Below are 21062 nucleotides of genomic sequence, written 5' to 3'. Positions count from 1 at the left end.
CGGCCTCGCCGCGCCTCCGTCGCGCTCAGCGCTGCGCGCTGAGCTTCTCCAGTTGCTTCAGGCCGGTCTCGCAGGCTTCGAAGCTTGCGGTGGCGGCGGTCCAGTCCTGGGCCTTCACGGCGGCCATCATGCGGGTCGCGTCGCGGCGGAAGCCGTCGCGCAGGCGGATGACCTCGTCGGAGGCCACGCCGTCGAGGCCGGCGGCGAAGCTGTCGGCGTCGAAGGTCGGGCCGGAGAGCCCGACGAGGGCGGCCGCAAGCTTGCGGTGGGCGACGCCGGCGTCCGCGGGCAGGCGGGCGAGGGCGTAGTTCTCGACGCCCTTGGCCGCGCCGGCCTCGACGCCGGCCATGGCGGCCTCTTCGGCCAGCACCAGCTTGCCGAGCGCGGCGTCGATCTCGCCGCGGGTCTTGCGCGCGGTCTCGGCGATGCGCGTGACGTTCTCCGAGATTTCGTTGGTGGCGGCGCGCTGCTGGCCGAGCACTTCGGCGAGCGCGTTGAGATTGTTCGAGATCAGCGTCACCTGCTCGCCGACGGAGCCGACCTTGGCGCCGGTGGTGCGGATGATGGTCTCGCCGGACGCGACGACCTGCGCGCTCTCGGCCGTCGCCGCCTTGATGGCGTTGGTCTCTTCGGTCAGCGTCGCGATGCGGCCGCGGATCTGCTCCGTCGCCTTCGCGGTCTGGCCGGACAGCGACTTGACCTCGTTCGCGACCACCGCGAAGCCGCGGCCCGCCTCGCCGGCGCGCGCCGCCTCGATCGTGGCGTTGAGCGCGAGCAGGTTGGTCTGGCTGGAGATCGCCTCGATCATCCCGGCCATGTCGGCGATCTGGCGGACGGCGTCCTCGAGCACGCCGATGCGGGCGGCGATGGCGGCGACCCGCTCGCGGATCGCGTCCATCGATTCGGCGGCATGCCGCATCTCGTCGACGCAAGCAGCGGTCTCGGCCTGGGCGGAGACGGCGTCGTCCGCGCCGGTGCGGCTGGTGGCGGAGAGTTCGGAGATCGAGTTCGCGAGTTCCTCGACGGCGCTCGCGATGGCCGAGGTGCTCTCGGCGACCTGGCGCACGTCATGCGTCACCCAGCCCACGCCCGTCCCCGTGGCGGCGGCGTTCGCGGCGAAGCCGACGACGGAGTTCAGGTCGGCGCGCTGGCGGCGCTCGAGCTCCTCGGCGAACGCCCTCAGGGCCGCGCCCACGTCGCCCGCGGGCCAATGCGCGACCGGGGCGCCGCGCTTCAGCGCATCGAGCGCGGCGATCAGCGCGGTGTGGTCGACGATCGCGGCGGCGCTCTCCGGCGCGCGCTCCACGGCGACGGCGGCTTTCGCTGAGCGGCCAAAACCGAAGGTCATCTGCGTTCCCCCAAGATCTCACGGGCGCGGCGCCGACTTCGCGGCGCGCGCTTTTCTCCCATGCCGCAACTTAGGGGATCGCCGTTAACGCATCGTCAGCGCCCGGCTCAGCGGGCGATCGACCACCGGACCTGAACCTCCACGCGAAGCTCCTGCTCGCCGGCGGCGACGGGCGTCGGCGCGGCGTCCATAGCCTTCGCGCGCATCGCCTGTGGACGGATCGGCGCTTCGGCCCCGCCGCCGCTTTCGTCGATCGACAGCACTTCGCCGAGCTTCGCGCCGGCGGCCTCCGCATAGAGCTCCGCCTTGCGGCGGGCGTCGGCGATCGCCGCCTTACGGGCTTCGTCCAGGCGCTTGTCGGCGTCCGACACGTCGAAGACGAGGCTTTCGAGCTGGTTGGAGCCGGCCTGCACCAGCTGGTCGAGCAGGGCGCCCAGGCGGTCGAGCTCGCGCACTCGAATCGTGACGGCGTTGCGGGCCTCATAGGCCACGAGCTTCGGCGCGCGGCCGTCGCCGTAGTCGTACTGCGGCTGGAGGCCGAGCGCGGAGGTCGCGACGTCGCGGTCCTCGATCTTGGCGGCCTTGAGCGCCGCGAAGACCTTGGTCATCGCCGTCGCGTTGGCGGAGAGCGCCGCGCCGGCCGTCGGCGCCCGGGTCACGACGCCGCTCGTCACCACCGCCCGGTCCGGCGTCGCCGCGACCACGCCTTCGCCCGTGACGCTGACGGCCGGCGGCTGGCGCGTCTCCTGCGCGAAGGCGGCGTTCGGGAGGAGCGAGAGCGCGAGAAGGGCGGCGGCGCAGGCGCGCATGAGCGGATCCTCTTGAGTTGCCGGCGGCCCGCTGGCCGCCGCTGGCGAGTCTGACCCCGTCATTGCGTCGGCGGTGGGGCCCTGCGCAAGAGAGCGGTCGACAAATTCCTGTGCGGGGGTCGGAACGACCCGCCGCCTGAGGTGTTGATTCCGAGACGGCGCCGCGAAGACATCAGCGGCCGGCCAAAAAGAAACAACTCTCAGGAGGCAAGCTATGGGTCTTTTTTCAAAAGACATTAAGACGATGGACGATCTGTTCGTGCATCAGCTCCAGGATGTGTACTACGCCGAGAAGCAGATCTTGTCGGCTCTGCCCAAGATGATCGAAAAGGCGACAAATCCGTCGCTCAAGCAAGGACTGCAGAGCCATCTCGGCGAAACCGAGACTCACGTCCAGAGGCTTGAACAGGTGTTCGAGATGCACGGAGCCGAAATCAAGACCACCAAGTGCCCCGCGATCAACGGCATCATCGAAGAGGCCAACGAGGTGGCCGGCGACGTGGAGGACAAGCAGGTCCTCGACGCGGCTATCATCGCGTCGGCGCAGGCCGTCGAGCATTATGAGATCACACGATACGGCACGCTCGTCGCCTGGGCGAAGCAGCTCGGCCGGGCCGATTGCGCCGCCGTGCTGGAGCAGACGCTCCGCGAGGAGAAGGCGGCCGACACCAAGCTTACGGCGCTTGCGACCGGCGGCGTCAACCGCGCCGCCGCCTGATCGCTGAATGCAAGAAGCCCGGCCGCCGCCAAGGCGCCCGGGCTTCCCTCAGATCATTGAAAAAGCCCGCCAGGTCGACCAAGCGGGCTTTTTGGCGTCAGCCCGCCCGACGCGCCTTGCGCGCGGGATAGGCAGAATCGGCTCCGCCGCTCATCCGCATGATGTCGGCTGCGAGAGCGCGGGCGGCGAGGGTCGTCGCGGTGATCTTCTTGTTGGCCTCGGCGGCCTTCTTCGCGGCCTCGGCGGCGACGCGCTTCTCCTCCTCGGCGAGGCGGGCGGCCTCGGCGGCCTCCTCCTTGGCGCGGCGCTTCGCTTCGATCATCTCGGCGATGCGGCGCTCCTCGGCGAGCTTCTCCTCCATCACGCGACGGCGCTCTTCTTCCTTGGCCCGCTCACGGGCTTCGCGGGCGGCTGCGATCGCCGCGCGCTCGGCCATCCGCTTCTTCGCGGCCGGATCTTCGGCGGCGGTGCGGAAACGGGCAAGCAAATCCTTCTTGGCCTCGAGCGATGCGTTGCGACGGGACTCGAAGCTGTCGTCTTTCAGCATGTGTGACGCTGACCTTCCGATGGTTTGATAAGAGCGCGCCTGACATAAGTGGCGCACGGGCAAATGACAATTGCAATTGGCGCAACCGAGGGATCTTGAGCACGCAGGCGTGGTGCGCCGGGCACAGATGCGGGGTGCTGGGGACACCCTAACAGAAAAACGGGCCGGACGCGACGTCTGTCGCGACCGGCCCGTCTTGAGGCGTCGAACAAAGCAGGTTTAGAAGCCGAAAGCGGCCTCGAGCGGACCCTTCGGCAGCGGCACCAGGAACCACACCTCGAACATCAGGAAACTGACGATCGAAACGCCGCCGGCGACCGCGATCGCCTTCCACAGCGCGAACTTGCCGACGAACAGCATGAACGTTGCGATGTAGAGCGCCGACGCCACGTAGATGCCGATGAAGGCGATCGCCGCGACGTAGACGACGGCCGGCACGAAGATCGCCGACATGCGGCCGAAGCCCTGCACGCTGGTCATCGGCGCCGCGCCGTCTTCGGAGGCGGGGAGGGCGCGGATCAGGTTCACGACGCTTGCGAGCGCCATGACCACGGCCACGTAGAAAGGGAAGTATCCCGGGGCCGGCCCCTCGTTCTCCCGCCACTCGAAGCCGAGGCGGATGCTGTCGGCGATCACGATCCCGCTCGCGGCGAGGAACAGCAGCGCGACGCCGATGTCCGCGACGCGCATGCTGACAAGAGGCTTTTCGGCCTCGACGTCGTGGATCTGGTCCGGATTGATGGCGCTCATTCGCGTGGGTCCTCGGCCGCGTCGTCGGGGGTTACTGCGCGCCGGCGGCCAGGAAGCCCGCGCCCTGCATCAGCGTGCGATGCTTGGCCTCGGCGTCCGTCAACCAGGCTTCGAAGTCGGCGCCGGTCATGGTCGTCTGGTTGAAGGCGCCCTTCTCCATGAACTCCTTCCAGTCCGGGGTCTCCATCACCTTCTTGAGGAGGTCGGAGTAGAAGGCGACCTGCTCGGGGGTCGCGTTCTTGGTGGTGAAGATGCCGCGCAGCATCTGGTAGTGCGTCGGCAGCCCGCTTTCCTCGCAGGTCGGGATGTCGGCCCACGACTGCGTCTCGGTCACCTTTTGCGTGTAGGTGGAGCGCTTGGTGTCGAAGATGCAGAGCGGCCGCAGCTGGCCGCCGCGCCACTGCGCCACCGCCTCGATCGGGTTGTTGACCGAGGAGTCGATGTGTCCGCCGACGAGCTGGACCGCGACCTTGCCGCCGCCGTCATAGGGCACGTAGGTGAACTTCTTGCCGCCGGTCTCGTGCTCGATCGCGGTGGTGATGATCTGGTCTTCCTGCTTGGAGCCGGTGCCGCCCATCTTGAACTGCCGGTCCGTGCCGGCCTTCACCGCGTCGACGTACTCCTTGGCGGTCTTGTAGGGCTTCTCGGCGTTCACCCACAGGATGAACTGGTCGAGCGCCATCATCCGGACCGGCTTCATCTCCTTCCAGTTGAAGGGCGTGCCGGTGCCGAGCGGGGTGGTGAACAGGTTCGAGAGCGTGATGATGATCTTGTGCGGATCGCTCGCGCTCGCCTTCATCTCGAGGAAGCCCTCGGCGCCCGCGCCGCCGCCCTTGTTGACGACGATGACGGGCTTCGAGAGCAGCTCGTGCTTCTGGATGACGCCCTGGATGAAGCGGGCCATCTGGTCCGCGCCGCCGCCGGTGCCGGCGGGGATGATCAGCGTGACGGCCTTGGTCGGCTCCCAGGCCCAGGCCGGGGCGACCGCCGCGGCGGCGATGCCGACGGCGAGGCCGAGGCGCTTGATGCCGAGGCGGCTGGCGCCAAGGCGCTTGGCCGCGCTCTTGAATGACGTTTTCATGCTCACCCTCCTGATGCGCCGCGTGTCGCGCGGCGTCTGTCGTCCGTTCCTCACGCCACCTTGGCGACGCGGTCCGGTCCCCTGAATTTCGCGATGACGCCCGAGACGATCGGCCAGAAGGCCATGACCACGCCGAGCGTCATGATCGCGCCGCACAGCCAGTTCGACCAAAACACCGTGACGTCGCCCTGGCTGATCAGCATGGCCTGGCGGAACGAGCTCTCGGCCTGGTCGCCCAGCACGAGGGCCAGCACCAGCGGCGGCAGCGGGTAGCCGAGCTTGGTGAAGAGGTAGCCGAGGACGCCGAACACCAGCATCATCCACACGTCGAACATGGCGTTGTTCACGGTGAAGGCGCCGATCGCGCAGACCACGACGATCGCGGGCGCGATGATCGAGAACGGCACCCGCAGGATGGCGGCGAACAGCGGCACGCAGGTCAGCACGATCACCAGGCCGACGACGTTGCCCATGTACATCGAGGCGATCAGGCCCCAGACGAAGTCCTTCTGCTCGACGAACAGCAGCGGGCCGGGCTGGAGGCCCCAGATCAGCAGGCCGCCGAGCAGCACGGCCGCCGTGGGCGAGCCGGGGATGCCGAGCGTCAGCATCGGCAGCATGGCGGCGGTGCCGGCGGCGTGGGCCGCGGTCTCCGGCGCCACGACGCCTTCGAGCTCGCCCTTGCCGAAGTTCTTGCCGTTCTTGGAGAACCGCTTGGCGAGGCCGTAGCCCATGAAGGAGGCCGGCGTCGCGCCGCCCGGGGTGATGCCCATCCAGCAGCCGACGATGCAGCTGCGGATGAAGGTGCCGGTCATCTTCGGCAGCTGGCGCCAGGTGCGGATGACGGCGTCCATCTTGAGCTTGGCGTCGGCGCCCGAGAACTTCAGCCCGTCCTCCATCGAGGTCAGGATCTCGCCGATGCCGAACAGGCCGATGACGGCGACCAGGAACTTGAAGCCGTTCAGCAGCTCCTCGTGCCCGAAGGTCATCCGCAGCGAGCCGGTGACGCCGTCGAGGCCGACGCAGGCGAGCGCGAAGCCGAGGCACATCGAGGCGATGGTCTTGGCCGGCGAGCCGCGGCCCATGCCGATGAAGCTCGCGAAGGTCAGGAACTGGACCGCGAAGAACTCCGCCGGGCCGAACTTCAGCGCGAACTTGGCGACGGCCGGGGCGAGGAAGGTGATGAGGGCGACCGCGAAGATCGCGCCCACGAAGGAGGAGGTGAAGGCGCCCACCAGCGCCTCGTCCGCCTTGCCCTTCTGCGCCATTGGGTGGCCGTCGAAGGTCGTGGCGACGGACCACGGCTCGCCCGGTATGTTGAACAGGATCGCGGTGATCGCCCCCCCGAACAACGCGCCCCAGTAGATCGACGTCAGCATGATGATCGCCGACGTCGGCTCCATGGAGAACGTCAGCGGAAGGAGGATGGCGACGCCGTTGGCGCCCCCGAGACCGGGAAGAACGCCGATCACCACGCCCAGCACGATGCCGAGCACCATCAGCGCGATGTTGTACGGCGTCACGGCGACGGCGAACCCGCCTGCGAGCGCGGCTAACTCTTCCATGCGGGTCCCCCCCAAGAGCGTCCGAAAACGGCCGCCCGGCGACCGCTTCCCGCGCCCCCAGGACGCGTCTTCAGCGACGCTAAGCAAACCGGGGGTGGCATGCAATATTCCATTTATGCGCCGTTAGACGAACTAATCACAATGTTTATATCTACTTTAGGATATATTCTTGCGTAACTGGTGGCATTACGCAGGCCAGTCATGCAATTATGCCCGATCGGCGGGGGCCGTCGGGAGGCTCGGGGGGAGCGTGTGGACGGACTTGATCTGAGGCCCATCGCGGGCGCGCAGAGCCTCAAGACGCGGGCCTACGAGGCGATCAAGGCAGCGATCTTCGAGATGAACATCTACGACGAGCGCGCCCAGCTTCGGCTCGACGAGCGCGCGCTCGCGCTGTCGATCGGCGTCAGCCGCACCCCGCTGCGGGAGGCGCTGGCGCAGCTCGAGCAGGAGGGCCTGGTGCGCGCCGAACCCCGCCGCGGGGTCTACATACAGCGCCGCACCAAAGCGGAAATTCTCGAGATGATCACGGTGTGGGCGGCTCTCGAGAGCATGGCCGCCCGCCTCGTCACGGAGGTCGCCGCCGACGACGAGATCGCGGCCTTGCACGACCTCGTCGACACCTTCTCGGGGGACGACGTCGACTCGCACATGGGCGAGTACTCCGAAGCCAACATCCGGTTTCACGCCGCGATCATCGCGCTGTCGCGCTGCAAGCTGATCGGCGACATCACCAATGGCCTGTTCATGCACGTCCGCGCGATCCGTCGTCGGACGATCTTCGAGCAGGACCGCGCCCGCCGCTCGATTCTCGACCACCGCGAGATCGTCGAGGCGCTGGAGGCCCGCAACGGCGAGCGCGCGGAGCGGCTGGTGCGGGAGCACACCCTGAAGCTGCGCCGCCATGTGGACGAGTTCGTCACGATAGAGTGATCGGCGCGCGTCGCGTTCGCGCGGCCCGGCGGAATGGCGCGGGCGTCCCTCCCCTGGGACAGGGGAGGGTGGACGGGCGAAGCCCGGCCGGGTGGGGTGGGGCGCAGAACGAGGCCCGCCGCCGTCACGCCCGACGCCCAAGGCCCCACCCGACCTCGGCTGCGCCGAGGCCACCCTCCCCAAGCTCCGCTTGAGGAGGGATCCCCGCGCCCGATCCGGCGAGGTCGGGCCGCACCGCCGTTGTCCTGGAGCGGCGAACCTAGCCGCTCACTCCAGGGTCACGACCCCGCAGCGGCCGTCCGCGGCCAGCGTCTCCGCCATCGCCCGCACGCTGTCGTGGTGGGTGAACAGCAACGTCTGCGCCGTGGCGCCGAAGTCCGCCAAAAGATCCAGCGTCGCCCGGCTGCGGGCGTCGTCGAAGTGCACCAGCACGTCGTCGGCCACGAAGGGCAGGGGCTCGGTTTCGCGGGCGTAGGCCTCGAGGCTCGCCAGCCGGAAGGCGAGGTAGAGCTGGTCGCGCGCGCCGTCGCTCATGGCCCGGACCTCGACCGAGGAGCCGTCGCCGCGCAACCCCACCACCGCGGGCGCGCCTGAGGCGTCGACCTCCGCGCCGAGGCCGGCGTAGGCGCCGCGGGTGGCGCATTGGAACAGCGCTGCGGCCCGCGCCACCAGCGGGTCCTGCCGCTCGGCCCGCACCTTGGCGATCGCGCCCTCCACCAGGTCGCGGGCGAGCGACAGCTCGACGTAGCGCTCGACGACGTCGTGCAGCTCCGCCGTCGCGCTCTCGCGCGCGACGACCGCGCGGTTGACCCCCGCCGCCTCGTGATGGCCGGCGACCGCCGCGCGCGCCGCATGCTCGGCGAGGCTGGCGGCCTCGACGTCGGCGTCGAGCTGCCGTTCCCGGTCCTCCAGCGCGGCGAGGTCGCCCGCGAGCGCGTCGGGATCGCGCTCCGCGGCGGCTGCCTTGAGCGCGTCCAGCGGCAGCCCGTCGCCGGCGGTCGCGAGGCCGTCCTCGGCGCGGGCGATTTCGTCCTTAAGGGCCAGTCGGCCCGCGTGGCGTTCGGCCAGCGCGGCGAGGCCCGTCCAGTCGTCGTCCAGCAGCCCCGCGATCTCGCACAGGCGGGCCGCGGCGGCTTCCCGCTCCGCGAGCGCGAGCCGGCGGGCGGCGGCCGTGCGCGCCGCCTCCTCGGCGTCGGGCGCAAGCGTTTCCCGGCGGGCGCGCGCGGCGTCGTTCTCGATGAAGCGCGCTTGGAGCATGCGGGCGGCGGCGACGGCGTCCTCCGGCAGCGCGAGCCCGGCCGCCCGGCCGATCGTCTCGACGCGCGCCTTGAGGTCCGCCTCGTCCTCGTCCATGCGGAACACCCGTCGGCGCACCTGCCCCAGCGCGTCCAGCACGCCACGGGCGCCGGCCCACTCGTGCGCGGCGGAGGCCGCGTCTTCCGGCGATGTGGAGGCGGGCAGCGCGAGCCGCGCGAGCGCCGGCCCCCAGGCCTCGGCCCAGCTCGCCTCCTCGCGGTCGAGCGCGGCGAGGCCTGTGCGCGCCCGCTCGGTCGCGGCGTCGGCGTCCTCGCGGGCTTTCAGGTCGCGGCGGTGCTCGGCGTGGGCCTCGTCGTGGGCCGCGACGCCCGCAAGCGCCCGGCGCGCCCGCTCCGCGACGGCCGAGCCCTCCGCAGGCGCCAGCCCGCAGCCGCGCTCCGCGAAGGCGAGCGCCGCGAGCGGGCCTTCGAGCGCGCGGCGGGCGACCTCGGCGTCGGCCTGCGCCGTCTCCGCGGCGGTCGCGGCGGCGAGCAGGGCGTCGCGGGCGTCGGCGAGGGCCTTGAGCGCGGCGGGAGAGGGCGCGCGCCGGGCAACCTCGGGGAAGGCGGAGGCGAGGTCGGCCGCGGCCGCCGCGGTCTCGCGGTCGATCGCGGCGAGACTGGCCTCGGCGGCGGCGATCTCGGCCGCCGCGTCGTCGCGCTGCGCTTCGGCCTGGGCCAGCGCTGCGGCGCGCTGGGCCTCGCGGGCGCGCCGGTCGGCGAGCTCGTCTGCCTGCGCCAGCGCCCGGTCGACGGTCTCGACCTCCGCCGCCCGCACGGCGGAGTCCGGGTCCGCTGCGCCTGCACGATGCGCCGCGCGGACCTGCGCCCAGGCGGTCTCGCGCGCGGCCCGGGCGGCGCCGAGCGCGGCGTCGGTCGCGATCTCGCCGCCGGCCTGCAACCGTATGATGGCGGCGAGGGCCGCAGCGCGCTTCGCCTGCGCGGCGACCCCGGCCTCCGCGTGGCGCGAGCGCCGCTCGGCGCGGGCCTCGGCGGCGGCCAGCAGGCGCCCGGCGCTCTCCGCCGAGGGGCAGGGGAGATCGCGCACAGCCGCAGCGGTGGGAAAGCCCAGCGCCGCCGCGCGGGCGGCCACGTCGGCAGCGGCGGTTCGCGCGCGGGCCACGCGGGCGTCCGCCTCCGCCGCCAGGGAGGGCAGGCCGGCAAGTTCGCTCGAGGCGACGCCCGAGGGCTTGTGACGGCCGGCGTCGCGCGCCGCGGCGATGCGGGCGTCGAGACGGCGAAGCGCGAGGACGCCGTCGCTGACCTGCGCGTCCAGCGCCGCGCGCCTTGGGGCGCGAGCCGCGGCCGCGGTCGCGAGCCGGCGCACGGCCTCCACCGCCTCCGGCGGCGGCAGGCGCAGCATCAGGTCCTCGTCCTCGCGCGCCCCGATCATGCGGCGCAGCCGCGCGAGGTTGGCTTCGGCCTGCGCAAGCTCGCGCTGCCGGTTGGGCCGGTCCTCGCGCGCCTTCGCCACATGCACGAAGTCCTCGACGACGTCGCGGATCGCGGCCTCCGCCGCCACCAGCGCGTCGTCGACGGCGATGGCGGCGAGGCGCTGGCCCAGCGTCTCCGCCACGGCGTCGCTCTCCGCCAGCGCCTTCTCGGCCTCGGCGCAGGCGGTCAGCGCCGCCCGCGCCTCGTGCGCGAAGCCGTCCGGCAGACGGGCGAGGTCCGGGTCGGCCGCGAGCCGCTCCGACAGAAGTTCGAGCCACTGCAGCAGCGGCGAGACGCGGGCGATGCGCTCGAGCCCCGAACGTTCGCGGGCGAGCGCCCGGCGCGCCTCCCGCAGCCGCGCGGTCTCGGTCTCCGCATCCGTGAGGGCGGCGCGCGCGCGGTCGTAGGCCTCCTTGGTAAGGAGGCCCGCCTTGGCGTCGCGGTCGGCCTCCTCGAAGGCGGTCAGCGCCTTGTAGAAGGCGCGCTCGCCCGAGCGCCGCGGCGCGAACAGGCCGTCGAGCGTGCGGTCGATCGCCTCCAGCCGCGCGACGAGGCTCCGGAGGCCGCCGCCGGCCTCCACGATCAGCCGGCCGATCTCGCCGTCGGCGGTCAGCATGCGCTCGCCGCCGTCGCGCAGGCGCGCATGGTCGAGGCCGAACAGGTTTTCGAAGCGCTCGCGGGTGGTCGCGCCCAGCAGCGCCGCGAGCAGGCCTTCGTCCGCCGGCGCGCCGTCCCAGTCGGTCAACGTGCGCCCCGCGCGGCCCTTGCGGCGGCGAAGCGCAAGCTCGCTCCCGTCCGCCCGGACGAGCCGCGCGCCGATCCGCATGGCGTCGTAGCCGAACACGCTTCCGCGCGAAGTCTGCGTCGGCACGCCGAACAGGAAGTCGCCGACCGCCGCGAGCGAGGTGCTCTTGCCGGCCTCGTTCGGCCCATAGACCACGGTGAGGCCGGGGTGCGGGAAGGCGATCGTGCGGGCCTTCACCGCGCCGTAGCTGTCGAGCGCGAGTTCAGCGAAGCGCATCGTCGCGTCCTTCGCCGACGAGCGCGAGCGCCAGCGCGCGGGCCCGCGCCGGAGCCTCCGCCCGCAGCGCCTCCACCAGCGCCTCCGCCCGCGCCGAGGCCGGCAGGCGGGTGCGGATCTCGGCGATCCGCGCTTCGAGCCGTTCGGCGAGCGCCTCCACAGGCAGCGCCGCGATCTCGGCCTGGATGCGGCCGGCGACCGTCGGGTCCGCCGCGGCCTCGCCTGCCTTTGGCGCGCGGGTGGCGAGGCTGAGCTTCTCCAGCCAGACGTCGGCGGAGAGGCCCGCCGCGATGGTCTCGGCCTCCTCGCGCAGCTCCGCCCGGCGCAGCGCTAGCTCGCCGTGCAGCGGCGTCTCGCCGGTCAGCGTCAGCCGCAGCGCGAGCGGGCGGCCTTCGGCGGCCTCGCCCGCGCGCTCCATCGCCTCGCGCAGCCGGTCGAGCACGTCGGACGTGGCCGCGGCCCCGCCGACGTCCACGCGCTCGTGCGCCCAGCGCACGGCGTCGAGCGTCCGGTGCTCCAGGCTCTCCACCACGCCGTCGCGGACGCGAACCAGCGTCGCGCCCTTCGGCCCGGTCTCGCGGGCGCTGCGGCCCTGCAGGTTGCCGGGATAGAGCACGTAGGGTCGCTCGTTCAGCAGCCCGCGGTCGTGGATGTGGCCGAGCGCCCAGTAGTCGTAGCCGTGGTTGACGAGCTGCTGGACGGAGCAGGGCGCATAGGCCGCGTGCTCGCCCTCGTGGCCGATGCAGGCGGTGTGCAACATGCCGATGTTGAACGCGCCGGCGACCGGCGGCGGATAGCTCTGGGCGAGGTTCTCGGTCACGTCGCGCTGGGGAAAGCTGCGGCCGTGGATCGCGACATCGAGCTCTGGAAGGGTCGCGGTGTGGGCGGCGCGGGCCGAAAACAGCGTGACGTTGTCGGAGAAGTCGAGCTTCGCCATGAACCGGTTCTCGGCGTCGTGGTTGCCGAGGATCATGTAGACGCCGACGCCCGCCTCCCGCAGCCGGGCGAGCCGGGAAACCAGGAACAGGCCGGCGCGGACGTTGCGCAGGTCGCCGTCGAACACGTCGCCCGCGAGCAGGACGAAGCGGCAGCCTTCGTCGATCGCAAGCTGCACGAGCGCGTCGAGCGCCGTGCGCGAGGCGTCCTCGACCCGCGCCGCGAAGTCCGGCGAGCGGCCGGAGAGGCCGATCAGCGGGCTGTCGAGATGAAGGTCCGCCGCGTGGAGGAAGCTGAAACTCGCCATGGACCGGCGACGCTACACCGAAGCGCGGGCGAGGGGAGGGGCGGGGACGCGATGGGCTGTGGGGAACCGCCTGACGGCGGATCGTTTCCCGCGTCCCCCAAAGATGCGCTTCGTCATGCCCCGGCTTGTCCGGGGCATCCACCGGGCCGCCGCGCACCAGCTTGCGGATGCCTGGATCCCCCGGACAAGCCGGGGGATGACGGCGCGGGCGGGGCGAGGGGGAAGCGGCCCGGACGGACTCCCTTCGACGCTCCACTCGCCGTTCACGCCACCCTCCGCCGTCGTCCTCCGGCTCGACCGGAGGACCCACCGGGGACGTGGCGCTCGACGTCGGGGATGGATGGTCCGGTCAAGCCGGACCATGACGGCGTGGGTGTGGGAGGTGCTTCGCGCTTTAGGATGCGTGGCGTTCCCGCAGAACCGCTCAGTCCTCGCTCCGTCCCGCGAGCCGCTTTCCCCACCGCGTGGCCAGCAGCTCGCCCACCACGCCGCGGCGGAAGGCGAGCACGCAGAGCATGAACGCGAGGCCGATGACGATCGTCGGCGGGAAGTCCGAGGTCGCGAGGTAGTTCTCCAACGCGGTGACGATCGCGGCGCCGACCACCGGCCCGATCATGGTGCCGATGCCGCCGAGCAGGGTCATCAGGATGACCTCGCCCGACATCTGCCAGCCGACGTCGGTCAGCGTCGCGAACTGGAACACCAGCGCCTTGGTCGCGCCGGCAAGTCCCGCCAGCGCCGCCGACATCACGAAGGCCGCGAGCTTGTAGGAGCCGACCGAGATGCCGAGCGAGGTCGCACGGCGCTCGTTTTCGCGGATCGACTTCAGGATCATCCCGAAGGGCGATTCCGTGATCCGGTGGATCGCGACCATGCCCGCCAGGAACACGACGGCCACGAAGCCGTACATGGCGAGCGGCTGGTTGAGGTCGATCAGGCCGAACAGGTGGCCGCGGGGCACGCCCTGGATGCCGTCCTCGCCATGGGTGAAGCGCGCCTGCAGGCAGAAGAAGAAGAACATCTGGGCGAGCGCCAGCGTGATCATGGCGAAGTAGATGCCCTGCCGGCGGATGGCGAGGAAGCCGACCACCAGCCCCAGCGCCGCAGCCCCCGCGACGCCGACAAGCACGCCCAGCTCCGGCGTCAGGCCCCACTCCTTGACCGCATGGGCGGTGAAGTACGCCGCGCCGCCGAAGAACGCGGCATGGCCGAAGGACAGCAGGCCGGCATAGCCGAGCAGCAGGTTGAAGGCGGCGGCGAACAGCGCGAAGCACAGCAGCTTCATCACGAAGATCGGGTAGACCACGAAGGGCGCGACCGCGAGCAGCACGAGGCCCACGGCGATCAGCGCGATGCCGCGCGCCTTCGAGCGCTTGGCGGGCGGAGCGAGGACGACGTCGGTCACGCCGTCCTCCCGAACAGGCCGGCGGGGCGGATCAGCAGCACGATCGCCATGATGACGAAGATCACGATGTTGGAGGCCTCCGGGTAGAACACCTTGGTGAGGCCTTCGCAGAGGCCGAGCATGTAGCCGGTGACCACCGCGCCGAGGATCGAGCCCATGCCGCCGACCACCACCACCGCGAACACCACGATGATGATGTTGGAGCCCATCAGCGGGCTGACCTGGTAGATCGGCGCGGCCATCACGCCGGCGAGCCCCGCCAGCGCCGCGCCGAGGCCGTAGGTGAAGGTGAGCAGCAGCGGCACGTTCACGCCGAAAGCGCGCACCAGCGTCGGGTTCTCGGTCGCGGCGCGGAGATAGGCGCCGAACTTGGTCTTCTCGATCGCGAGCCAGGTCGCGATGCAGACCGCGAGCGAGGCGACCACCACCCAGCCGCGGTAGTTCGGCAGCACCATGAAGCCGAGGTTGCGCGCGCCGGTGAGCGCCTGCGGCACCGCGTAGGGCTGGCCGGCCGAGCCGTAGACGTAGCGGAACGAGCCCTCGATCGCGAGCGCGAGGCCGAAGGTGAATAAGAGCCCGTAGAGCGGGTCAAGATCGTAGAGCCGCGACAGCGCCAGCCGCTCGATCGCGGCGCCCGCGAGGCCTACGATCAGCGGCGCGAGGATCAACGCGCCCCAGTAGCCGATCCCGGCGTAGGCCAGCAGCAGGTAGGCGACGAAGGCGCCGAGCATGTACTGCGCGCCATGGGCGAAGTTGATGATGCGCAGCAGCCCGAAGATGATCGCGAGGCCAAGGCTCAGCAGCGCGTAGAACGAGCCGTTGATCAGACCGACCAACAGCTGCCCCAAGAGCGCCTGAACCGGAACGCCGAACACCATGGTCATGGGGCGCGCTCCGGCGCGACGGCGAAAGGCGCCGTCATGCCCGGCCGCAGGCCGGGTATCCACGACTTTGGCGTGGCGCTCGACGTCGAAGTCGTGGATGCCCGCAAGGGCGGGCATGACGGTCGAGGATGTCCCATCACGCGCATCACACCCCCAGCGCCTCTTTCAGCCGGTCCATGCGGCCGGGGAGCTCCGCCGCTGCGAAGCCGTCGACGATCTGGCCGTGGTCCATCACGTAGAACCGGTCCGCCACGCGGCTTGCGAAGCGGAAGTTCTGCTCGACCAGCAGCACGGTCATGCCGCGGCGCTTCATCTCCAGGATGATCTCGCCGATGCGGTCGACGATGACCGGCGCGAGGCCCTCGGTCGGCTCGTCCAGCAGCAGCAGCGTCACGCCGGTGCGGAGCACGCGGGCGATGGCGAGCATCTGCTGCTCGCCGCCCGAGAGCTGCGTGCCGGCGCTGCGCCGGCGCTCCTTCAGGTTCGGGAACAGCGCGTAGAGCTCCTCCACCGTGAAGCCGCCCTTGGCGACCACCGGAGGCAGCGTCAGGTTCTCCTCGACGGTGAGCGAGGCGAAGATGCCGCGCTCCTCCGGCACGAAGCCGAGACCGGCGGCGGCCACCTTGTGCAGCGGCGTGCCGATCATCTCGCGGCCGTTGAGGCGGACGGAGCCCGTGCGCTTCGGCAGGATTCCCATGATGGCGCGCAGCGTCGTGGTCTTGCCCACGCCGTTGCGGCCGAGCAGCGTCACGGTCTCGCCGGCGGCGATGTCGAGGTCGACGCCGTGCAGCGCGTGGCTCTCGCCGTACCAGGCGTTCAGCCCGCGCACCTTCAGCAGGGATTGGACGATCGGCTGCGTTCCGCGGGACGAGGGCTCATGCCGGAAGTCCGAGGGCGGCTGCGCCAGCGGGGCTTCAGTCATGGCCCGCTCCGAGATAGGCGGTGCGTACGCGCTCGTCGCGGGAGACCGTGGCGTAGTCGCCGGAGATCAGGATCTCGCCGCGCTGGAGCACGGTGACGCGGTCGCAGAGGTCGGCGACGACCTTCAGGTTGTGCTCCACCATCAGCACCGCGCGGGTCTTCGCCACGTCACGAACGATCGCGGAGACGACGGCCACGTCCTCGTGGCCCATGCCGGCCATGGGCTCGTCGAGCAGCAACGCCTTGGGGTCGAGCGCGAGCGTGGTCGCGATCTCGAGCGCGCGCTTGCGGCCGTAGGAGAGGTCGGCGGCGGGCCGGTTGCGAGCGTCCTTGAGGCCGACAAGCTCGATCAGCTCCAGCGCCCGCTCGTTCAGCCGGTCGAGCGCGCTCATGGGCCGCCAGAACTGGTGGGCGAGCCCGTTCGGCCGCTGCAGCGCCACGCGCACGTTTTCCAGCACGGTGAGGTGCGGGAAGGTGGCCGAGATCTGGAACGAGCGCGCCAGCCCCATCCGCGCGACCTTGGACGGCGAGGTCCTGGTGATGTCCTGGCCGAGCAGGGTGATCCGCCCCTTGGTCGGCTGCAGGAACTTGGTCAGCAGGTTGAACACGGTGGTCTTGCCGGCGCCGTTCGGCCCGATCATGGCGTGGATCTCGCCATGGCGCAGGTCGAGGTCGACGTCGTTCACGGCCGTGAACCCGGCAAAGTCCTTCCGCAGCCCGCGGCAGGAGAGCACGATTTCGGGGGCGGTCATGGGCGGCGTCCGCGTCTTTGCGCCGGGCGCCCCCGGAGGGCTTCGCCCTCCGAACTCTCCCCGCCGGGGAGAGGTGAAGACCCGCGCCTCCTTGTGCCAGGACGCGCGACGGCGGCGCCTCGCACCTCTCCCCAGCGGGGAGAGGTCGGCCCGCAGGGCCGGGTGAGGGGGCTGATCGCCGTGGGAACAGCGCCTGACGCGCGCATGGCCGTCACTGCGCCAGCGGGCAGCCGCTCTCCGACGGCTTGATGTAGGCTTGGTCGCCGGGAACGGTCGCGAGCACCTTGAAGTAGTCCCAGGGCTGCTTGCTCTCCTCCGGCTTCTTGACCTCCATCAGGTACATGTCGTGGATCATGCGGCCGTTCTTGGCGACAACGCCGCCTTTGGCGAAGACGTCGTCCACGGGCATGGCGCGCATGGCTTCCGCCACCTTCTCGGTGTCGTCGGCGCCGGCCTTGGCGATGGCCTTGAGGTAATGCAGCACGCCGGAGTAGGTGCCGGCCTGGATCATGTTCGGCATCCGCTTGGTGCGCGCGAAGAAGCGCTTGCCGAACTCACGCGAGGCGTCGTCGCGGTCCCAGTAGAAGCCTTCGGTGAGCGACAGCCCCTGCGCGGCCTCGAGGCCCAGGCCGTGCACCTCCGCCAGGGTGAACAGCAGCGCTGCGAGCCGCTGGCCGCCCGCGACGATGCCGAACTCCGAGGCCTGCTTGATGGCGTTGGCGGTGTCGAGGCCGGCGTTGGCGAGGCCGATCACCTTGGCGCCGGAGGACTGCGCCTGCAGCAGGAACGAGGAGAAGTCCGCGTTCGAGAGCGGATGGCGGACCGAGCCCACCACCTTGCCGCCGTTCGACGTCAGGAACTTGGTGGTCTGCGCCTCGAGCGAATAGCCGAAGGCGTAGTCGGCGGTGAGGAAGAACCAGCTGTCGCCGCCCGCCTTCACGAGCGCGCCGCCGGTGCCGACGGCGAGCGCGTTGGTGTCGTAGGCCCAGTGAAAGCCGTAAGGCGAACACTGCTTGCCGGTGAGCTCCGTGGTCGCTGCGCCGGTGACGAGGGTGATTTTCTTCTTTTCCTTCGAGAGCCCCTGCACAGCGAGCGCGACCGAGGAGGTGGTGAGCTCCATGATCGCGTCCACCTGGCCGGTGTCGTACCACTGGCGCGCGATGTTGGAGGCGATATCGGGCTTGTTCTGGTGATCGGCGGTCACGACCTCGATCGGCATGTCGAGCACTTTGCCGCCGAAGTCCTCCACCGCCATCTTGGCGGCCTCGTAGGACCACTTGCCGCCGAAGTCGGCGTAGACGCCGGACTGATCGTTCAGGATGCCGATCTTGACCTTGTTGTCCGACACCTGAGCCGCCGCGGGCAGCGCGCTCGCCACGAGCAGCGCCGCGGCCATCGCCGCCGAAAGCTTCATGCCTCATCTCCTCCCAGAGATACGCCGGCCTGTCTCGCCCGTTTTCGGGTCATGCGGCGGCGTTGAAGACGTTCTTGGCGCGCGGCTTCGCGTTTCTTCGTATTGTGACGAAGCGCGCACGTTTTTGTTCAATGTTGGAAAGTCGCCCGAGGTCCGGGCGTCGCCGCGTTTCCTCTAACAGCCCCTGAACTCGGCGACGTTGCCCGTCGCTCTCTGCCGGAAGCGAGCCTAGCATCGGGGCGAAGGCCATCAAGCGCTAAATTTCGTTTTAGGCGGGGAAGCGAAATCGGGCGGGCGGGGGTCCACCCCGTCGTCCTCCTCCGGCTTGACCGGAGGACCCATCGGCGAGGTCGAGCTCGACGTCGGGGTGGATGGTCCGGTCAAGCCGGACCATGACGGCGAGGGTGTGGGACGGGTGGAGTGCGTTTGGGCCACGGACGCGTCGCTCCCGACGCCCGCGACCTCACGCCACGTCGAAGCGCACCCCCTGCGCCAGCGGCAGCGAGCGGCTCCAGTTCACGGTGTTGGTGGCGCGCCGCATGTAGGCCTTCCACGCGTCGGAGCCGCTCTCGCGGCCGCCGCCGGTCTCCTTCTCGCCGCCGAAGGCCCCGCCGATCTCGGCGCCGGAGGGGCCGATGTTGACGTTGGCGATGCCGCAGTCGGAGCCGCGGTCGGACAGGAACAGCTCCGCCTCGCGCAGGTCGTTGGTGAAGATCGAGGAGGACAGGCCCTGCGCCGCCGCGTTGTTGAGCGCGATCGCGGCGTCGAGGTCGGCGATGCGCACGACATAGAGAATCGGCGCGAAGGTTTCCTCCAGCATCGGCCCCTCCTGCCGCGGCAGCTCGACCAGCGCCGGCCGCACATAGACGCCGGGGCCGGGCAGCCGTTCGCCGCCGGTCACGCGCCCGCCGAGGCCTGAGGCGGCGTCGAGCGCGCGGGCCATGCCGCCGGCGGCGGCCTCGTCGATCAGCGGGCCGACCAGCGTTTTCGGGTCGCGCGGGTCGCCGATCGCGACCGAGCCATAGGCCTTGGCGAGGCGGGATACGAAGGCGTCGTAGACGGCGTCGTGCACGAACAGGCGCCGCAGCGTGGTGCAGCGCTGGCCCGCCGTGCCCATGGCGGCGAAGGCCACGGCGCGCAGCGTCAGGTCGAGGTCGGCGGAGGGGCAGACGATCGCGGCGTTGTTGCCGCCAAGCTCCAGCAGGGCCTTGGCGAAGCGGGCGGCGAGACGGGGCGCGACCGCGCGGCCCATGGCGGTCGACCCGGTGGCGGAGATCAGCGCCACGCGCGCGTCGTCGACCAGAGCCTCGCCTGCGGCGCGGCCGCCGATGAGCGTCGCGGCCAGCCCCTCGGGCGCGTCGCCGCCGGCGGCGCGGAAGCGGGCGAGGGCGCGCGCCAGCAGCGCGTCGACGGCAAGCGCGGTCAGCGGCGTCTTCTCCGACGGCTTCCAGACGACCGCGTTGCCGCAGACGAGCGCGAGCGCCGCGTTCCAGGCCCAGACCGCGACGGGGAAGTTGAACGCCGAGATGACGCCGACGACGCCGAGCGGCCGCCAGCTCTCCGACATCCTGTGATCCGGCCGTTCGGTCGCGATGGTGAGCCCGTAGAGCTGGCGGGAGAGGCCGACCGCGAAGTCGCAGACGTCGATCATCTCCTGCACCTCGCCGAGGCCCTCGGAGAGGATCTTGCCGACCTCGAGCGTGACCAGCCGGCCGAGCGGCTCCTTGGCCGCGCGCAGCTCCTCGCCGAACAGCCGCACCAGCTCGCCGCGTTTCGGAGCGGGCACGTCGCGCCACGCGCGGGCGGCCTCCGCGGCGCGCCCGACGGCGCGGTCGACGGCGCGCGCGTCGCTGTCCGCGAGATGGCCGATCACGGCGCCGTCGATCGGCGAGCGCGCGGGAAGGCCGGTCGCGCCGAGGCGGCCGAGGTCGACCCCGAGCGCGCCGAGGATCTGTCGCGCCTCCTCGGCGGGGCTTTGAAGCGTGGTCATCGTTCGCCTCCTTCAGGCCGCCGAAGCGCGCTCAGCGCCCGTGCAACAGACGCTCGTCGTTCCGGGCGAAGTCCCGGAACCCATCACCCCGCCGTTTGTCGGCGAACAGCGGCGCGTTCGCCAAGAACGATCACGCAAGCAAGTCCTGCCGGGTTCGTTTCGCGTCACCCTCCGCCCGCCGCCGCCTTCAGGTCGGCGAGAAAGCTGCGGATGCGCTCGGCGTTGGCGCCGAAATCGCCCCGGCCGAGGCGGGAGGCGGAGCGCATGTCGACGCGCGATCCCGTTCCGTCTTCGCGCACGCGGATCACGACATCGTCCTCGAAGCCCAGCACGGGGCTGCGCGCCACCGCCTCCACGCGGCCGAGCGGAGGCCCGCCGCGCGGGTAGGCGGTGGGGCCGAGCGTGCGCCAGCCGCGCTCCTCGACCAGCGCGATCACGAGGTTCGAGACCTCGTCGGGCGGCTGCGACAGCTTCAGCGGTTGAAGGTCGGCGTAGGCCGCGCGCAGCCGCTCGGCCTGCTCGGCCGGGATTGCGCCGGGAACCGGCAGATCGCCGGGCGTGCGGTCGCGGCCGGCGCGGGTGAAGGCCGGCGGGTCGGCGAGGTCGGTCGCGACGTCGTTCAGCACGGGCGCCCGGAACCCGCGGCCCGCCACATAGGCGGGACCTGCGAGCACGGCGAGCGAGATCGCGATCGCCGCGGCCGCGCGCACGCCGCCCCGCAGGCCCGTGGTCCAGACGACGACGAGGGCGAGGGCCCCGAGCAGGATCGCGATCACGGCGATCCCGAGACCCGAGGCGAAGGCGGCGAAGGCGGCGAACGGCTCCACCAGCCGCAGGCGCAGCAGCGCGAAGGCGTAGAGCGCGACCAGCACGGAGAACCACGCGAGCGCCAGCGCGAGGCCCGCAAGGCGGGAGCGGCGGCGCCGCGGTTCTCTCAGGTCGAACGTCACGC

Annotated in this window: 17 protein-coding genes; 2 read left to right on the top strand and 15 right to left on the bottom strand. The window is 71.2% G+C overall.

The features are described 5' to 3' along the window. Positions 1-25: 25 nt before the first annotated feature. Both JOD31_RS04645 and JOD31_RS04640 read right to left on the bottom strand, forming a co-directional pair. Complete coding sequence (locus JOD31_RS04645) at positions 26-1348, bottom strand: methyl-accepting chemotaxis protein (RefSeq protein WP_204949103.1); 1323 nt, start codon at positions 1346-1348, stop codon at positions 26-28. A gap of 107 nt (positions 1349-1455) precedes the next feature. Then, positions 1456-2157: an SIMPL domain-containing protein gene (locus JOD31_RS04640; protein WP_204949102.1), complete on the bottom strand. Its 702-nt coding sequence runs from the start codon at positions 2155-2157 to the stop codon at positions 1456-1458. A gap of 214 nt (positions 2158-2371) precedes the next feature. Between JOD31_RS04640 and JOD31_RS04635 the strand changes: the two genes are divergently transcribed. Further along, positions 2372-2875, top strand: a complete 504-nt coding sequence (locus JOD31_RS04635) for a YciE/YciF ferroxidase family protein (protein ID WP_204949101.1) — start codon at positions 2372-2374, stop codon at positions 2873-2875. A 97-nt stretch (positions 2876-2972) separates the two neighbouring features. Here the strand turns inward: JOD31_RS04635 and JOD31_RS04630 are convergent, their stop codons facing one another. From JOD31_RS04630 to JOD31_RS04615, 4 genes are all read right to left on the bottom strand, one after another. Next, positions 2973-3422 (bottom strand): DUF6481 family protein, encoded by a 450-nt coding sequence (locus tag JOD31_RS04630; protein WP_204949100.1) that lies wholly within the window; start codon positions 3420-3422, stop codon positions 2973-2975. Between the two features lie 219 nt (positions 3423-3641). Next, entirely contained in the window at positions 3642-4172 is a 531-nt protein-coding gene (locus tag JOD31_RS04625; protein ID WP_204949099.1) for a tripartite tricarboxylate transporter TctB family protein, read from the bottom strand. A gap of 31 nt (positions 4173-4203) precedes the next feature. After that, positions 4204-5253: a tripartite tricarboxylate transporter substrate binding protein gene (locus JOD31_RS04620; protein WP_204949098.1), complete on the bottom strand. Its 1050-nt coding sequence runs from the start codon at positions 5251-5253 to the stop codon at positions 4204-4206. Between the two features lie 50 nt (positions 5254-5303). Further along, complete coding sequence (locus JOD31_RS04615; protein ID WP_204949097.1) at positions 5304-6818, bottom strand: tripartite tricarboxylate transporter permease; 1515 nt, start codon at positions 6816-6818, stop codon at positions 5304-5306. Positions 6819-7070: 252 nt separating this feature from the next. Here JOD31_RS04615 and JOD31_RS04610 point away from each other — a divergent pair, with 252 nt between their 5' ends. Then, entirely contained in the window at positions 7071-7751 is a 681-nt protein-coding gene (locus JOD31_RS04610) for a GntR family transcriptional regulator (RefSeq protein WP_204949096.1), read from the top strand. A gap of 267 nt (positions 7752-8018) precedes the next feature. Here the strand turns inward: JOD31_RS04610 and JOD31_RS04605 are convergent, their stop codons facing one another. The 9 genes from JOD31_RS04605 to JOD31_RS04565 form a co-directional block, all read right to left on the bottom strand. Beyond that, positions 8019-11501: an ATP-binding protein gene (locus tag JOD31_RS04605; protein ID WP_204949095.1), complete on the bottom strand. Its 3483-nt coding sequence runs from the start codon at positions 11499-11501 to the stop codon at positions 8019-8021. Next, a complete protein-coding gene (locus JOD31_RS04600) occupies positions 11488-12744 on the bottom strand; it encodes a metallophosphoesterase family protein (RefSeq protein WP_204949094.1) in 1257 nt (418 codons plus the stop codon). The genes JOD31_RS04605 and JOD31_RS04600 overlap by 14 nt, the downstream gene beginning before the upstream one ends. Positions 12745-13168: 424 nt before the next feature. Then, on the bottom strand, positions 13169-14098 hold the full coding sequence (locus JOD31_RS04595) for a branched-chain amino acid ABC transporter permease (protein ID WP_271206170.1): 930 nt from the start codon (positions 14096-14098) through the stop codon (positions 13169-13171). Between the two features lie 47 nt (positions 14099-14145). After that, a complete protein-coding gene (locus JOD31_RS04590) occupies positions 14146-15033 on the bottom strand; it encodes a branched-chain amino acid ABC transporter permease (protein WP_204949092.1) in 888 nt (295 codons plus the stop codon). A 145-nt stretch (positions 15034-15178) separates the two neighbouring features. Then, on the bottom strand, positions 15179-15955 hold the full coding sequence (locus JOD31_RS04585; RefSeq protein ID WP_246482324.1) for an ABC transporter ATP-binding protein: 777 nt from the start codon (positions 15953-15955) through the stop codon (positions 15179-15181). Next, complete coding sequence (locus JOD31_RS04580) at positions 15948-16706, bottom strand: ABC transporter ATP-binding protein (protein ID WP_204949091.1); 759 nt, start codon at positions 16704-16706, stop codon at positions 15948-15950. Before JOD31_RS04580 ends, JOD31_RS04585 begins: the two co-directional genes overlap by 8 nt. A gap of 211 nt (positions 16707-16917) precedes the next feature. Next, positions 16918-18120, bottom strand: a complete 1203-nt coding sequence (locus tag JOD31_RS04575; protein ID WP_204949090.1) for an ABC transporter substrate-binding protein — start codon at positions 18118-18120, stop codon at positions 16918-16920. A 463-nt stretch (positions 18121-18583) separates the two neighbouring features. Next, on the bottom strand, positions 18584-20110 hold the full coding sequence (gene amaB, locus JOD31_RS04570; protein ID WP_204949089.1) for an L-piperidine-6-carboxylate dehydrogenase: 1527 nt from the start codon (positions 20108-20110) through the stop codon (positions 18584-18586). A 164-nt stretch (positions 20111-20274) separates the two neighbouring features. Continuing rightward, the gene (locus JOD31_RS04565) at positions 20275-21060 is read right to left on the bottom strand and encodes a DUF1499 domain-containing protein (RefSeq protein WP_204949088.1); all 786 of its coding nucleotides are present in this window, start codon (positions 21058-21060) and stop codon (positions 20275-20277) included. Between the last annotated feature and the right edge of the window lie 2 nt (positions 21061-21062).

The sequence above is a fragment of the Methylopila capsulata genome (assembly GCF_016907975.1).
In the GTDB taxonomy this organism is placed as follows: Bacteria; Pseudomonadota; Alphaproteobacteria; order Rhizobiales; family Methylopilaceae; genus Methylopila; species Methylopila capsulata.
Note: the sequence above shows the minus strand (reverse complement) of the source record. Positions and strands in the feature narration are given on the sequence as shown.